Source organism: Vibrio sp. AIC-3, from assembly GCF_013114515.1.
GTDB lineage: Bacteria > Pseudomonadota > Gammaproteobacteria > Enterobacterales > Vibrionaceae > Vibrio > Vibrio crassostreae_C.
Window position 1 is genome coordinate 1 of record NZ_VTXG01000010.1, and the last position, 15,611, is coordinate 15,611.

11 protein-coding genes and 1 pseudogene are annotated in these 15,611 nt (G+C 44.9%); 11 read left to right on the forward strand and 1 reads right to left on the reverse strand.

The genetic code is table 11. From position 1 onward, the window contains the following. The 9 genes and pseudogenes from F0229_RS09135 to rpoC all read left to right on the forward strand — a co-directional run. A pseudogene (locus F0229_RS09135) lies at nt 1–111 on the forward strand (elongation factor Tu); the annotation flags it as partial. Between the two features lie 223 nt (nt 112–334). Continuing rightward, complete coding sequence (gene secE / locus F0229_RS09140; protein ID WP_010435558.1) at nt 335–712, forward strand: preprotein translocase subunit SecE; 378 nt, start codon at nt 335–337, stop codon at nt 710–712. Between the two features lie 13 nt (nt 713–725). Continuing rightward, a complete protein-coding gene (gene nusG / locus F0229_RS09145; RefSeq protein WP_010435556.1) occupies nt 726–1,274 on the forward strand; it encodes a transcription termination/antitermination protein NusG in 549 nt (182 codons plus the stop codon). Between the two features lie 213 nt (nt 1,275–1,487). Next, entirely contained in the window at nt 1,488–1,916 is a 429-nt protein-coding gene (gene rplK, locus F0229_RS09150) for a 50S ribosomal protein L11 (RefSeq protein WP_010435555.1), read from the forward strand. Between the two features lie 4 nt (nt 1,917–1,920). After that, the gene (gene rplA, locus F0229_RS09155; protein ID WP_017063651.1) at nt 1,921–2,625 is read left to right on the forward strand and encodes a 50S ribosomal protein L1; all 705 of its coding nucleotides are present in this window, start codon (nt 1,921–1,923) and stop codon (nt 2,623–2,625) included. A 250-nt stretch (nt 2,626–2,875) separates the two neighbouring features. Further along, complete coding sequence (gene rplJ, locus F0229_RS09160; protein ID WP_017060524.1) at nt 2,876–3,370, forward strand: 50S ribosomal protein L10; 495 nt, start codon at nt 2,876–2,878, stop codon at nt 3,368–3,370. 57 nt (nt 3,371–3,427) lie between these two features. Next, entirely contained in the window at nt 3,428–3,796 is a 369-nt protein-coding gene (gene rplL, locus F0229_RS09165) for a 50S ribosomal protein L7/L12 (protein WP_017060525.1), read from the forward strand. Between the two features lie 235 nt (nt 3,797–4,031). Continuing rightward, on the forward strand, nt 4,032–8,060 hold the full coding sequence (rpoB, locus tag F0229_RS09170; RefSeq protein WP_017065638.1) for a DNA-directed RNA polymerase subunit beta: 4,029 nt from the start codon (nt 4,032–4,034) through the stop codon (nt 8,058–8,060). Between the two features lie 92 nt (nt 8,061–8,152). Continuing rightward, a complete protein-coding gene (gene rpoC / locus F0229_RS09175; protein ID WP_017060527.1) occupies nt 8,153–12,355 on the forward strand; it encodes a DNA-directed RNA polymerase subunit beta' in 4,203 nt (1,400 codons plus the stop codon). A 330-nt stretch (nt 12,356–12,685) separates the two neighbouring features. Here rpoC and rsd read toward each other — a convergent pair whose 3' ends face one another. After that, a complete protein-coding gene (gene rsd / locus F0229_RS09180) occupies nt 12,686–13,183 on the reverse strand; it encodes a sigma D regulator (protein ID WP_171732696.1) in 498 nt (165 codons plus the stop codon). 165 nt (nt 13,184–13,348) lie between these two features. Here rsd and nudC point away from each other — a divergent pair, with 165 nt between their 5' ends. After that, a complete protein-coding gene (nudC, locus tag F0229_RS09185; RefSeq protein WP_171732697.1) occupies nt 13,349–14,158 on the forward strand; it encodes an NAD(+) diphosphatase in 810 nt (269 codons plus the stop codon). 298 nt (nt 14,159–14,456) lie between these two features. Beyond that, the gene (gene hemE, locus F0229_RS09190) at nt 14,457–15,524 is read left to right on the forward strand and encodes a uroporphyrinogen decarboxylase (RefSeq protein WP_017060530.1); all 1,068 of its coding nucleotides are present in this window, start codon (nt 14,457–14,459) and stop codon (nt 15,522–15,524) included. Nucleotides 15,525–15,611 lie beyond the last annotated feature (87 nt).

Here is a 15,611-nt window from a genome sequence, read left to right on the forward strand (position 1 = left end):
ATGACTGTTGAGCTAATCGCTCCAATCGCAATGGACGAAGGTCTACGTTTCGCAATCCGCGAAGGTGGCCGTACAGTTGGTGCTGGTGTTGTAGCTAAAATCTTTGCATAAGATTTGACGAACCACTAGTAAAAAGGGCATCATTTGATGCCCTTTTTCTGCGCTAAAAAAAGAGTTGGATGTTTTGACATCGATTTTTGCTCTTAGCAAAGAATTAAACGGTCTTTTTGACTAAAATGACTGTTAGATGTGTTGTTTTGCAACGCAAAGGAATGTGCCCTGCAACAGCGGGGTTATTGTCGTCTATATTTAAGACTTATCACAGGTTGGTTTTATGAAAGCAAACGCTGAAACTCCTGATAGCTCAGGTGCAGCAGATACAATGAAGTGGATTGTCGCTTTTGTTCTGTTGGCTGCTGCTGTTGTGGGTAATTACCTGTATGGTGAATTGTCTGTTGTAATTCGCGCTGCAGGTGTAGTTGTGCTGATTGCTGCCGCACTAGGCGTTGCAGCAACAACAACTAAAGGTAAAGCTGCGATCGATTTTGCAAAAGAATCTCGTATGGAGATTCGTAAAGTTGTTTGGCCTACTCGCCAAGAAACTATGCAAACTACATTGATCGTTTTAGCTGTATGTATTGTTATGTCTCTAGTGCTTTGGGGAATTGACGGCATTATGGTCCGTCTAGTTTCTCTAGCAACTGGGGTGTAGAGGGTTCTGATTCATGAGTGAAGCTCCAAAAAAACGTTGGTATGTAGTTCAAGCCTTTTCTGGCTTTGAAGGTCGTGTTGCACAGTCGCTACGCGAGCATATTAAAATGCACAACATGGAAGAACTATTTGGCGATGTGCTAGTACCTACTGAAGAAGTAGTGGAAATGCGTGCAGGCCAACGCCGTAAAAGTGAACGTAAATTCTTCCCTGGCTACGTATTAGTTCAAATGATCATGAATGATGAATCATGGCACTTAGTACGCAGCATTCCGCGTGTTATGGGCTTCATTGGTGGTACCTCTGATCGTCCTGCACCAATCACTGATAAAGAAGCTGATGCTATCTTGAACCGTCTAGAGAAAGCGAGCGAGTCTCCACGTCCTAAGACAATGTTCGAAGCGGGTGAAGTGGTTCGTGTGAACGATGGTCCATTTGCTGACTTCAACGGTACTGTTGAAGAAGTAGATTACGAGAAAAGCCGCATTAAGGTATCTGTATCGATCTTTGGTCGTGCAACACCGGTTGAGCTTGAATTTGGTCAGGTTGAAAAACTGGACTAAAACTCTAAGTTTTGAACAAGCTGTGGATAAATACTTCATAAGTTGTTCAAAATAAAAGAGTATAAAAAATCACCTTTTTAGGGTTGTTAAAGGCGCGAATTATGATTATAATTTCGCGCCTTTTTGCTTCTGTGGAAGTGAAAAAGAGTTAATTGAATTTATGGGGAGCTCGCCTTGCGGCTAGCGCATGTACCCAAAATATTAGGAAATATCATGGCTAAGAAAGTTGAAGCTTATATCAAACTGCAAGTTGCAGCTGGTATGGCAAACCCAAGTCCACCGGTTGGTCCTGCTCTAGGTCAACACGGCGTGAACATCATGGAATTCTGTAAAGCGTTCAACGCAAAAACAGAATCTGTTGAGAAAGGTCTACCTACTCCAGTAGTTATTACTGTTTACAACGACCGTTCTTTCACGTTCGTAACTAAGACTCCACCTGCTGCTGTTCTTCTTAAGAAAGCTGCTGGCGTTAAGTCTGGTTCAGGTCGTCCAAACACTGAGAAAGTTGGTACTGTTACTGACGCTCAAGTTCAGGAAATCGCAGAAACTAAAGCTGCTGATATGACTGGTGCTGACATCGAAGCAATGAAACGTTCTATTGCTGGTACTGCTCGTTCAATGGGCCTAGTGGTAGAGGGATAAGATCATGGCTAAACTTACTAAGCGTATGCGCGTAATCCGCGACAAAGTTGACTCAACTAAAGAATACGAAATCAGCGAAGCTGTTGCTCTTCTTAAAGAACTAGCGACTGCTAAATTCGTTGAGTCTGTAGATGTTGCTGTTAACCTAGGCATCGATGCTCGTAAATCTGACCAAAACGTTCGTGGCGCAACAGTGCTACCTCACGGTACTGGCCGTGACATCCGCGTTGCTGTTTTCACTCAAGGTGCAAACGCAGAAGCTGCTAAAGCTGCTGGCGCAGATATCGTTGGTATGGAAGATCTTGCTGAGCAAGTGAAAAAAGGCGAAATGAACTTCGACGTAGTTGTTGCTTCTCCAGATGCAATGCGTGTTGTTGGTCAACTAGGTACAATCCTAGGTCCACGCGGCCTTATGCCAAACCCTAAAGTTGGTACTGTAACTCCTAACGTTGCTGAAGCGGTTAAGAACGCTAAAGCTGGTCAGGTTCGTTACCGTAACGACAAGAACGGCATCATCCACACTACTATCGGTAAAGCATCTTTCGAAGCTAACCAGCTTCAAGAGAACCTAGAAGCACTTCTAGTTGCTCTTAAGAAAGCTAAGCCTTCTTCAGCTAAGGGTTCTTACCTGAAGAAAGTAAGCATCTCTACTACGATGGGTGCTGGTGTTGCTGTTGATCAAGCTAGTCTTGATACTCAAGCAAACTAATTTGCTTAGGCGCAGATTTAGTGTATACTTCTGCGCCTAATATTTGTGGTTGGGTGGTTTTAAAGCAATTTGAAATCATCTATCCCAAGACCGTAGGCGCTGTCGATTTTCATTAGATTATTGATAGCTTAATAAAACCTACGTAGGCGATGTTGTGGTTTGAAGTGGATTTATTCATTTTTAAATAACATCGTAAACGCTCAATACATTTTGTATTGGGTGCTGTAATCACAACCAGAGGTTAATCCAAATGGCTTTAAATCTTCAAGACAAAAAAGCAATTGTTGCTGAAGTCAACGAAGCTGCCAGTGGTGCACTTTCTGCAGTTGTAGCTGATTCTCGTGGCGTTGAAGTTGGCGCAATGACTTCTCTACGTAAACAAGCTCGCGAAGCGGGTGTTTACATGAAAGTTGTTCGTAACACACTAGCACGCCGTGCGGTTCAGGGTACAGACTACGAGTGTCTAGTAGACACTTTCACTGGTCCAACTCTGATCGCGTTCTCTAACGAGCACCCAGGTGCTGCAGCGCGTCTTTTCAAAGACTTCGCTAAAGAGAACAAAGATTTCGAGATCAAAGCTGCTGCATTTGAAGGCGCAGTTACTGATGCTGAAGTACTAGCGACACTACCAACTTACGACGAAGCTATCGCACGCCTAATGATGTGCATGAAAGAAGCTTCTGCTGGCAAGCTGGTTCGTACTATCGCTGCACTACGTGACCAAAAAGAAGAAGCAGCGGCTTAAGCCTTGCTTTTCACTGGTTGCAAATTAAACTTATTGTTGACTTAAAAGAGAATTGTTATGTCTATTACTAACGAGCAAATCCTAGACGCAGTTGCAGAAATGTCTGTAATGCAAGTTGTTGAGCTTATCGAAGCTATGGAAGAGAAATTCGGCGTTTCAGCTGCAGCTGCAGTTGTAGCTGGTGGCGCAGCTGGCGGCGACGCTGCTGCTGAGCAAACTGAATTCGACGTTATCCTAACTGCTGCTGGCGCTAACAAAGTACAAGTTATCAAAGCTGTACGTGGCGCAACTGGCCTAGGTCTTAAAGAAGCTAAAGGTCTTGTAGACTCAGCTCCTGCAGCGCTTAAAGAAGGCGTTGACAAAGCTGAAGCTGAAGCTCTTAAAGCACAGCTAGAAGAAGCTGGCGCTTCTGTTGAAATCAAGTAATTATTACTTAATTTCATAGCCGCAAGGCTAATGGCTGGTGGTTTATTAACCACCGGCCTTTTTGCGCTGTAGGGCTATGACGAAATTTCCGCTGTTTAACCGTCATAATCCGAGCAAAAAAACAGTCATTTTTTCGAAATGATTGTTCACTACCACTAAACAGCTGTTTGTCACCACCCCCTCTGAAGAGTGTTTTGGGTGGTTTGGGTCACTTATCAGCGAGCTGAGGAACCCCATGGTTTACTCTTATACCGAGAAAAAGCGCATCCGTAAGGATTTTGGTACTCGTCCACAAGTTTTGGACATTCCATACCTGTTATCGATCCAGCTTGATTCTTTCGACAAATTCATCGAACAGGATCCAGAAGGTCAATACGGTCTTGAAGCTGCTTTCCGTTCTGTATTTCCAATTCAGAGCTACAACGGCAATTCTGAGCTGCAATACGTTAGCTACCGTCTTGGTGAGCCAGTTTTTGACGTTAAAGAATGTCAAATCCGCGGTGTTACTTACTCAAAGCCACTACGCGTAAAACTACGTCTAGTTATCTTTGATCGAGATGCACCAGCAGGTACTGTAAAAGACATTAAAGAACAAGAAGTCTACATGGGCGAAATTCCGCTTATGACAGACAATGGTACTTTCGTAATTAATGGTACCGAGAGGGTTATCGTATCCCAGCTGCACCGAAGCCCAGGCGTGTTCTTCGACAGTGATAAGGGTAAGACCCACTCATCAGGTAAAGTTCTTTATAACGCACGTGTAATTCCTTACCGTGGCTCATGGTTAGACTTTGAGTTCGATCCTAAGGATAACTTATTCGTACGTATCGACCGTCGTCGTAAGCTACCAGCATCGATTATTCTTCGTGCACTTGGTAAATCGACTGAAGAGATCCTAGATCTGTTCTTCGACAAGGTGAACTTCGAAGTTAAAGACCAAACTCTTCTTATGGAGTTGGTTCCTGATCGTCTACGTGGTGAAACTGCGTCATTCGACATCGAAGCAAACGGAAAAACTTACGTTGAGACTGGTCGTCGTGTTACTGCTCGTCATATCCGTCAACTTGAAAAAGATGGCGTTGAGCACATCGAAGTACCAGTAGAGTACATCGTTGGTAAAGTTGCATCTAAAGATTACATCAATGAAGCAACTGGCGAGATCATCGTTGGCGCGAACCAAGAGATTAGCCTAGAAGCACTTGCTAACCTGTCTCAAGCAGGTCACAAGTCTCTACAAACTCTGTTCACGAATGACCTAGATCACGGTCCATTCATGTCAGACACTCTACGTGCAGATAGCACAGTAGATCGCATCTCTGCATTGGTAGAAATCTACCGCATGATGCGTCCTGGCGAGCCACCAACGAAAGAAGCTGCAGAGTCTCTATTCGAAAGCCTATTCTTCTCTGAAGAACGTTACGACCTATCAACTGTAGGCCGTATGAAGTTCAACAGCTCTATCGAGCGTGAAGAAGAAGAAGAGCGCGGTACTCTGGATGAATCAGACATCATCGAAGTGATGAAGAAACTGATTGGTATCCGTAACGGTATTGGTGAAGTGGACGATATCGACCACCTTGGCAACCGTCGTATCCGTTCTGTAGGTGAAATGGCAGAAAACCAATTCCGTGTTGGTCTAGTTCGTGTAGAACGTGCCGTTAAAGAGCGCCTAAGCCTTGGTGACCTTGATGCAATCATGCCTCAAGATCTTATCAACGCTAAGCCGATCTCTGCTGCAGTTAAAGAATTCTTTGGCTCTTCACAGCTTTCACAGTTCATGGACCAAAACAACCCATTGTCAGAAGTTACGCACAAACGTCGTATCTCTGCTTTAGGTCCTGGTGGTCTTACTCGTGAGCGCGCAGGCTTCGAAGTACGTGACGTTCACGTAACTCACTACGGTCGTCTATGTCCGATCGAAACGCCTGAAGGTCCAAACATCGGTCTAATTAACTCACTATCTGCGTTTGCACGTTGTAACGATTACGGTTTCCTAGAAACTCCGTACCGTCGTGTAGTAGATGGTGTAGTAACAGAAGAAGTTGATTACCTGTCTGCAATCCAGGAAGGTCAATTCGTAATCGCGCAAGCAAACACCATTCTTACTGAAGAAGGTACGTTTGCAGATGAGCTAATCACAGCTCGTCAAAAAGGTGAATCTGGTCTTCACCCACGCGATCACGTTGACTACATGGACGTTGCGACAAACCAAGTAGTATCTATCGCTGCTTCGCTTATCCCGTTCCTAGAACACGATGATGCGAACCGTGCATTGATGGGTGCCAACATGCAACGTCAAGCTGTACCAACACTTAAGGCTGATAAGCCTCTAGTAGGTACTGGTATCGAACGTAACATCGCAGTTGACTCTGGTGTTACAGCGGTTGCTAAACGTGGTGGTCAAGTTCAGTCTGTAGACGCTTCTCGTATCGTAGTTAAGGTTAACGAAGATGAATTGGTACCTGGCGAAGCTGGTATCGATATCTACAACCTAACTAAGTACACGCGTTCGAACCAAAACACATGTATTAACCAACGTCCAACTGTACTTCCTGGTGAACCAGTTGCACGTGGCGATGTTCTTGCTGATGGTCCTTCAACAGACCTTGGTGAACTAGCTCTTGGCCAAAACATGCGTATCGCATTCATGCCTTGGAACGGTTACAACTTCGAAGACTCGATCTTAGTATCTGAGCGCGTAGTTCAAGAAGACCGTTTCACGACAATCCACATCCAAGAACTATCTTGTGTGGCTCGTGATACTAAGCTGGGTTCTGAAGAGATCACAGCTGATATTCCAAACGTAGGTGAGTCTGCTCTGTCTAAACTAGACGAGTCAGGTATCGTTTACATTGGTGCTGAAGTTAAGGGTGGCGACATCCTAGTTGGTAAAGTAACCCCTAAAGGTGAAACTCAACTGACTCCTGAAGAGAAGCTGCTACGTGCTATCTTCGGTGAGAAAGCATCTGATGTTAAAGATACTTCTCTACGTGTACCAAACTCTGTTTCGGGTACTATCATCGATGTACAAGTCTTCACTCGCGATGGCGTAGAGAAAGACAAGCGTGCACTTGAAATCGAACAGATGCAGCTTAAAGAAGCTAAGAAAGACCTAACTGAAGAGTTCCAAATTCTTGAGGGTGGCCTTCTTAACCGTGTTAAAGCTGTACTTCTGTCTGGTGGTTACTCTGAAGCTAAGCTTGATACTATCGGTCGTAAGCAATGGCTAGAGCAAGTTCTAGAAGACGATGCGCTACAAACACAGCTTGAGCAACTTGCTGAGCAGTGGGATGAGCTAAAAGCAGACTTCGATAAGAAGTTTGAAACTAAGCGTCGTAAAATCACTCAAGGTGATGATCTAGCGCCTGGCGTTCTTAAGATTGTTAAAGTTTACCTAGCGGTTAAACGTCGTATCCAGCCTGGTGATAAGATGGCCGGTCGTCACGGTAACAAAGGTGTAATCTCTAAGATTAACCCTGTTGAAGACATGCCATACGATGAGAAAGGTCAGCCTGTAGACATCGTACTTAACCCGCTGGGTGTACCATCGCGTATGAACATCGGTCAGATCCTAGAAGTTCACTTAGGTTTGGCTGCGAAAGGTATCGGTGACAAGATCAACCAAATGGTTAAGGAACAACAAGAACTGCATAAGTTCCGTGAGTTCCTACAGAAGGTTTACGATCTTGGTGATACTCGTCAGAAAGTTGATATTGCTGAACTGTCTGATGATCAAGTTCGTACACTGATCAAGAACCTACGTGGCGGTCTACCGATTGCTACTCCTGTGTTCGACGGTGCTTCTGAGTCTCTAATCAAAGAACTACTTAAACTGGGTGATCTGCCAGAATCTGGTCAGCTTAAACTGTTTGATGGTCGTACTGGTGATTCGTTTGAGCGTCCTGTAACTGTTGGTTACATGTACATGCTGAAACTGAACCACTTGGTTGATGACAAGATGCATGCTCGTTCAACTGGTTCTTACAGCCTAGTAACTCAGCAACCACTTGGTGGTAAAGCTCAGTTCGGTGGTCAGCGTTTCGGTGAGATGGAAGTATGGGCACTAGAAGCATACGGTGCTGCATATACTCTACAAGAAATGCTAACAGTTAAGTCAGATGACGTTAACGGCCGTACTAAGATGTATAAGAACATCGTAGACGGTAACCATAGCATGGAACCTGGTATGCCTGAGTCGTTCAACGTACTGTTGAAAGAGATTCGCTCGCTAGGTATCAACATCGAGCTAGAAGACGAAGAGTAATCCCTCCTTCTTTTTAAAAGAAGATAGGATTATTTGGTAAAAGGGAGCTTGCTACAGCAGTGAGCTCCTTTAACTCCTTACAGGAGCTGAATGTGAAAGACTTATTAAACTTTCTAAAAGCACAGCATAAGACCGAAGAATTTGATGCAATCAAAATCGGTCTATCTTCACCAGACATGATCCGTTCATGGTCTTTTGGTGAAGTTAAAAAGCCGGAAACAATTAACTATCGTACGTTCAAACCTGAACGTGATGGTCTGTTCTGTGCACGTATTTTTGGTCCAGTTAAAGACTACGAATGTCTTTGTGGCAAATACAAGCGCCTGAAGCACCGTGGTGTTATCTGTGAGAAGTGTGGCGTTGAAGTTACACAAACTAAAGTTCGTCGTGACCGCATGGGCCACATCGAGCTAGCTTCACCAGTTGCTCACATCTGGTTCCTAAAATCACTGCCGTCTCGTATCGGTCTACTAATGGATATCCCTCTACGTGATATCGAACGTGTTCTTTACTTCGAGATGTACGTAGTAACTGAACCAGGTATGACTGATCTAGAAAAATCTCAGATGCTTACTGAAGAAGAGTATCTGGATCGTCTAGAAGAGTGGGGTGACGAATTTACTGCTAAGATGGGTGCTGAAGCGATCAAAGATCTGCTTGCAACAATGGACCTTCATCAAGAAGTGGAAGAAATGCGCGAAGAGTTAGAAACGACTAACTCAGAAACTAAGCGTAAAAAAGTTACTAAGCGCCTGAAGCTAGTTGAAGCGTTCATTGCATCGGGTAACGATCCGCAATGGATGATTCTGACTGTACTTCCGGTTCTGCCGCCAGATCTACGTCCTCTAGTACCACTAGATGGCGGTCGTTTTGCGACTTCAGATCTGAACGACCTTTACCGTCGTGTGATCAACCGTAACAACCGTTTGAAGCGCCTTCTAGAGCTAGCTGCTCCGGACATCATCGTACGTAACGAAAAGCGTATGCTGCAAGAGTCTGTTGATGCACTTCTAGATAACGGTCGTCGTGGTCGTGCTATCACTGGTTCTAACAAGCGTCCTCTGAAATCTCTTGCTGATATGATCAAGGGTAAACAAGGTCGTTTCCGTCAGAACCTTCTAGGTAAACGTGTAGACTACTCTGGCCGTTCTGTAATCACAGTAGGTCCATACCTTCGTCTACATCAGTGTGGTCTTCCTAAGAAGATGGCACTTGAGCTATTTAAGCCGTTCATCTACAGCAAGCTAGAAACTCGTGGCATGGCTACGACAATCAAAGCTGCTAAGAAGATGGTAGAGCGCGAAGAAGCTATCGTTTGGGATATCCTGGACGAAGTAATCCGCGAACACCCAGTACTGCTTAACCGTGCACCTACACTTCACCGTCTAGGTATCCAAGCGTTTGAACCAGTACTAATCGAAGGTAAAGCGATTCAGCTTCACCCACTAGTGTGTGCGGCATACAACGCCGACTTCGATGGTGACCAAATGGCGGTACACGTGCCTCTAACTCTAGAAGCACAGCTTGAAGCACGTACACTGATGATGTCGACGAATAACATTCTGTCGCCAGCGTCAGGTGATCCGATCATCGTACCTTCTCAGGACGTTGTATTGGGTCTTTACTACATGACACGTGACAAGATCAACGTGAAAGGCGAAGGTATGTACCTTGCTGGCCCTGCTGAGGCTGAAAAGGCATACCGTACTAAGACTGCTGAGCTACACGCTCGCGTTAAAGTACGTATCACCGAGACTGTAGTAGACGAAGATGGTAACAGCACTACTGAAACGAAGATGGTTGATACAACTGTCGGCCGTGCAATGCTATGGCAAATCGTTCCAGCTGGCCTACCGTACAGCATCGTTAACCAAAAGTTAGGTAAGAAGCAGATCTCTACTCTTCTTAACGAGTGTTACCGTAAGCTTGGTCTAAAAGATACAGTAGTATTTGCTGACCAAATCATGTACGCAGGTTTTGCATACGCTGCACTTTCTGGTGTTTCTGTAGGTATCGACGATATGGTTGTACCTCAAGCGAAATACGATGAAATTGAATCTGCTGAAGAAGAAGTTCGCGAAATCCAAGAGCAATTCCAATCTGGTCTTGTTACTGCGGGTGAGCGTTACAACAAAGTTATCGATATCTGGGCATCTACGAATGACCGCGTTGCGAAAGCAATGATGGATAACCTATCTTCTGAAACAGTTATCAACCGTGACGGCGAAGAAGAACAGCAAGAATCGTTCAACAGCATCTACATGATGGCCGACTCGGGCGCACGTGGTTCTGCAGCTCAGATTCGTCAGCTAGCAGGTATGCGTGGTCTGATGGCGCGTCCAGATGGTTCAATCATCGAAACGCCGATCACAGCGAACTTTAAAGAAGGTCTAAACGTCCTTCAGTACTTTATCTCAACGCACGGTGCTCGTAAGGGTCTTGCGGATACAGCACTGAAAACAGCAAACTCGGGTTACCTAACTCGTCGTCTAGTAGACGTTGCTCAAGACGTTGTAGTACACGAACATGACTGTGGCACGCATGAAGGTATCGACATGATGCCTCACATCGAAGGTGGTGACGTTAAAGTTGCACTTTCTGAGCTTGCTCTAGGTCGTGTAGTAGCTGAAGACGTTCTTAAGCCTGGTACTGAAGATGTACTGATTCCACGTAATACTCTGATTGATGAGAAGTGGTGTCAAATCATGGAAGACAACTCAGTAGATAGCATGAAAGTGCGCTCTGTTGTTACCTGTGATGCAGACTTCGGTTGTTGTGCACAGTGTTACGGTCGTGACCTAGCACGTGGTCACCTAGTGAACCAAGGTGAAGCAGTTGGTGTTATCGCTGCACAATCTATCGGTGAACCGGGTACACAGCTAACGATGCGTACGTTCCACATCGGTGGTGCGGCATCTACTGCAGCAGCAGAGAACAGCATCCAAGCTAAGACAACTGGTACTGTGAAACTTCACAATGCTAAGTTCGTAGTTAACAAAGATAAGAAACTGGTTATCACTTCTCGTGCATCTGAGATGACGATTATTGATGAATTCGGCCGTACTAAAGAGAAGCACAAACTTCCTTACGGTTCGATGCTAACCAAAGGCGACAACGCAGCAGTTACTGCTGGTGAAGTTGTAGCTAACTGGGAAGCGCATACCATGCCAATCATCACTGAAGTGGCAGGTCGTATCCAATTCGTAGATATGATCGATGGTATTACAGTTTCTCGTCAAACTGACGATCTAACGGGTCTTTCTTCAAGTGAAGTTACAGACGCAGCAGCTCGCCCAGCAGCAGGTAAAGATATGCGTCCAGCTATCAAACTTGTTGATGAGCAAGGTAACGACGTAATGATCCCTGGTACTGATATGCCAGCTCACTACTTCCTACCTGGCAAAGCGATTGTAAACATCGAAGATGGCGCTGAAGTTGGCATCGGTGACACACTATCTCGTATCCCTCAAAAATCGAGCGGAAACAAAGATATCACCGGTGGTCTACCACGCGTAGCTGACCTATTCGAAGCTCGTAAGCCTAAAGAGCCTGCGATCCTTGCTGAGCACACAGGTACTGTGTCTTTCGGTAAAGAAACGAAAGGTAAGCGTCGTCTAGTAATCACTCGTGAAGGCGGTGACGCTTACGAAGAGATGATTCCTAAGCATCGTCAATTGAACGTGTTCGAAGGTGAGAAGATTGAACGTGGTGATGTAATCGCCGACGGTCCTGAAACTCCACACGATATCCTGCGTCTACGTGGTATCCACGCAGTAACTCAGTACATCGCGAACGAAGTTCAAGAAGTTTACCGCTTACAAGGCGTAAAGATTAACGATAAGCACATCGAGACTATCGTTCGTCAAATGCTACGTAAGTGTACAATCACTCATTCTGGTGACTCTCCGTTCCTACCTGGCGAACAAGTTGAGTACCACAATGTTAAGATTGCTAACCGTAAGCTAGAAGCTGAAGGTAAAGAACTAGTACGTTTCGAACGTGATCTACTAGGTATTACTAAAGCATCTCTTGCAACTGAGTCATTCATCTCAGCTGCATCGTTCCAAGAAACGACTCGCGTACTAACAGAAGCTGCGGTTTCTGGTAAGCGTGATGACCTTCGCGGTCTGAAAGAGAACGTAATTGTTGGTCGTCTGATCCCAGCTGGTACTGGTTTCGCATACCACCAAGAGCGTCAAAAACAACGTGAAGAAGAGCAAGAAGGTCCTTCAGCTGAACAAGCTACTGACAATCTAGCAGCACTTCTAAACGCTGGTTTCTCTTCAGAAGAGTAAGCTCTACGAGTAGTCTCTAAGAGATAAGAAAAAGGCACCTTCGGGTGCCTTTTTTGTATCTGGCGTATTGGTATTTAGCTATGACTTATAAAGTGATAGGTGTGCTTATCTAGCTGGTGAGGTTGGATTTATGTCCTGAAGAGTGCTCTTTGAGGCCAGTAAGATAAAGGGTAGAGATGACTAGGCTGATTAGGGCTGTAACCATATGCTTATGGCTAAAGGTCAGGGCGAGCGAGTAAGCTCTGTCTGAAAGGTTCTGGGTAGTTTGGATAACCTTACAGACAAAACAAAAAGCTTGCACAGAGGCAAGCTTGTTAAGGATTCGGCTAACTAAGCGCCTGGTGGAATCGCTAAACTGTCTGCAATAAGCTGGATAAGATTATCTTCTACTTCAAAACGTAGTTCGAGTAGTTCACCTACTTTGGACATATCTCCTTCGAAGTTAGGCAACTCATCGTCTGCATTTACTTTAACGTACTTATCATTGAATTCTAGAAGCGGCTCGGTTGTAAGTACGATCTTCGCGTAAGTTGTATCAATCTCGTCATTGGTTTTAAAGCCTGTTGCTTGCCATTTTTTCATGACCATATCGTAGATCTTAAAATGACCCTCTGAGATATAATCGACAACATGATCACAGAATGAGCTTATTTCTTTAGGGGAAGGGAGTTCAACAACGTTTGATTGCCCGTTGCTAGCTGGCTGCAAGGCACCTAGCTTACAATACTCAACGATTAGAGACTGTCGAGTTTCGAGCCAATGATCGATGACCTCATTAGAGCCACCCCATTGTTCTTGTACTTGTTTGAATTTATTTAGCATGACCATGTCCTCATGATCTGATCACAACCTTGTGATCAAGTAATTGCCTAAGCAGGGTCCATTTTATTGGTAGCTACTAAAAGTAATAGTTTGAATTATTCTCTGCTACAACTCTAGTATGAAATTAGATTGCCAGTAAAATGAACGAACTGCAAGCAATGAGGCATAGGGATGTTAAAAAAAAGTGATAACAAAATGACAGAGCAAGCTTATTGGTGCGTCATTTCTGGTAGTGATATTTGGGTTAATAATGATCAGTTTCCGTTTGGCTCTGCTGAAGAGCTTGGGCTGAGTGTGGAGCATGCAATCTGTATTGGTCAGCATCAAGGTCGCAAGGTGTATTGGCTCAACGATTGTGATGTGGAGAATGAGCTGAGCATGGTCAGCCTAAGAGAGTTACTGCACTGGCCTGAAGTGAGTTTCTTGACTGCAAGCAAAGCCATCCAATATGGGCATATGACTCAAAGTATGCGTTTTTGCCCTCAGTGTGGTGGTCGAAATCATCTCAACCATAACCAGGTGGCGATGCAGTGTGGAGATTGCCGCACACTTCATTATCCTCGTATCTTCCCGTGCATCATTGTCGCTGTGCGAAACGACAACAAGATATTGCTTGCGCAGCACCCAAGACATAAAACAGGCATGTATACCGTGATAGCGGGCTTCCTAGAGGTTGGAGAGACCTTAGAGCAGTGTGTGGCAAGAGAAGTCAAAGAAGAAACGGGTATCGATGTCGATAATATTCGTTATTTTGGCAGCCAGCCATGGGCGTTTCCATCGAGTATGATGATGGGCTTTCTCGCAGATTATGCTGGTGGTACGCTTAAGCCTGACTACAGCGAGCTATCGGATGCTCAATGGTTTGACGTAACAAGCCTACCTGATGTTGCTCCTGTTGGAACCATTGCGAGACAGCTGATTGAGAAAACCGTTGATGACGTGATGAAAGATGGTGTGACGGAGCAGATGCTAGAGCACTAATTTGCCTGTGATAGTATTTGGCCTATGGGTGGTCAAAAGCTAAAAAAACCCTCCACAAGTGGAGGGGGTAAGTAAGATGTCGTTATGAGATGCTGAGTAGTGACTACTCAGATGTTATAATTGTAATTTTCGCTAGCGAACAAATTTTTAACATGCTCCCGTAGTTGGGTGCAAATTAAGCATTGATTTAAAAGTTAATAACTTGATCTAGGTTGCAAAGCACACAGCTTTTACCCTTCAATCAGTGTTAGAATACTTGCCATCAAAACTAGACAAGATTGAATTGGAATTTAACGGAATGACCGAATTAAAAAACGATCGCTATTTACGCGCACTTTTAAAACAGCCTGTTGATTACACACCGGTATGGATGATGCGCCAAGCTGGCCGCTATCTTCCTGAGTACAAAGCAACGCGCGCTGAAGCGGGCGATTTCATGTCTTTGTGCAAAAACGCTGAACTGGCATCAGAAGTAACACTTCAACCTTTACGTCGTTTCCCGCTTGATGCGGCAATCTTGTTCTCAGACATCCTAACTATCCCTGATGCAATGGGCTTAGGTTTGTACTTTGAAACAGGTGAAGGTCCTAAGTTTGAGCGTCCTATCACGTGTAAAGCTGACGTAGAGAAGATTGGCCTACCAGATCCAGAAGGTGAGCTTCAATACGTAATGAATGCCGTTCGTCAGATCCGTAAAGACCTGAAAGGCGAAGTGCCACTGATTGGTTTCTCTGGTAGCCCATGGACTCTAGCGACATACATGGTTGAAGGTGGAAGCTCTAAAGCATTCACTAAGATCAAGAAGATGATGTACGCAGAACCACAAACGCTGCACCTGCTTCTAGACAAGCTGGCTGACAGTGTTATCGAATACTTGAACGCGCAAATTAAAGCGGGTGCTCAATCGGTAATGGTATTTGATACATGGGGTGGTGTACTGACTCCTCGTGACTACAACCTATTCTCACTGCAATACATGCACAAAATCGTTGATGGCCTAATCCGTGAAAACGAAGGTCGCCGTGTACCGGTTACTCTGTTCACTAAGAACGGTGGCATGTGGCTTGAGTCTATCGCAGCAACAGGTTGTGATGCGGTTGGTCTAGACTGGACAATCAACATCGCAGATGCAAAAGCTCGCATCGGCGACAAAGTTGCTCTGCAAGGTAACATGGATCCTTCAATGCTTTACGCTCAGCCTGAACGTATTCGCGAAGAAGTGGGCAGCATCCTTGAAGGCTTCGGCGACGGTGGTACAGGTCATGTATTTAACCTAGGCCACGGTATCCACTTAGATGTACCGCCAGAGAACGCTGGTGTATTCGTTGACGCTGTTCACGAATTGTCTAAGCCTTACCACAAGTAATTCTGAGTAAGATTATTGAAAGCGCTGTTGGGAAACCAACAGCGCTTTTTTATTGTCTGAAATTGGCATTTGATGGCGGTTTAATCT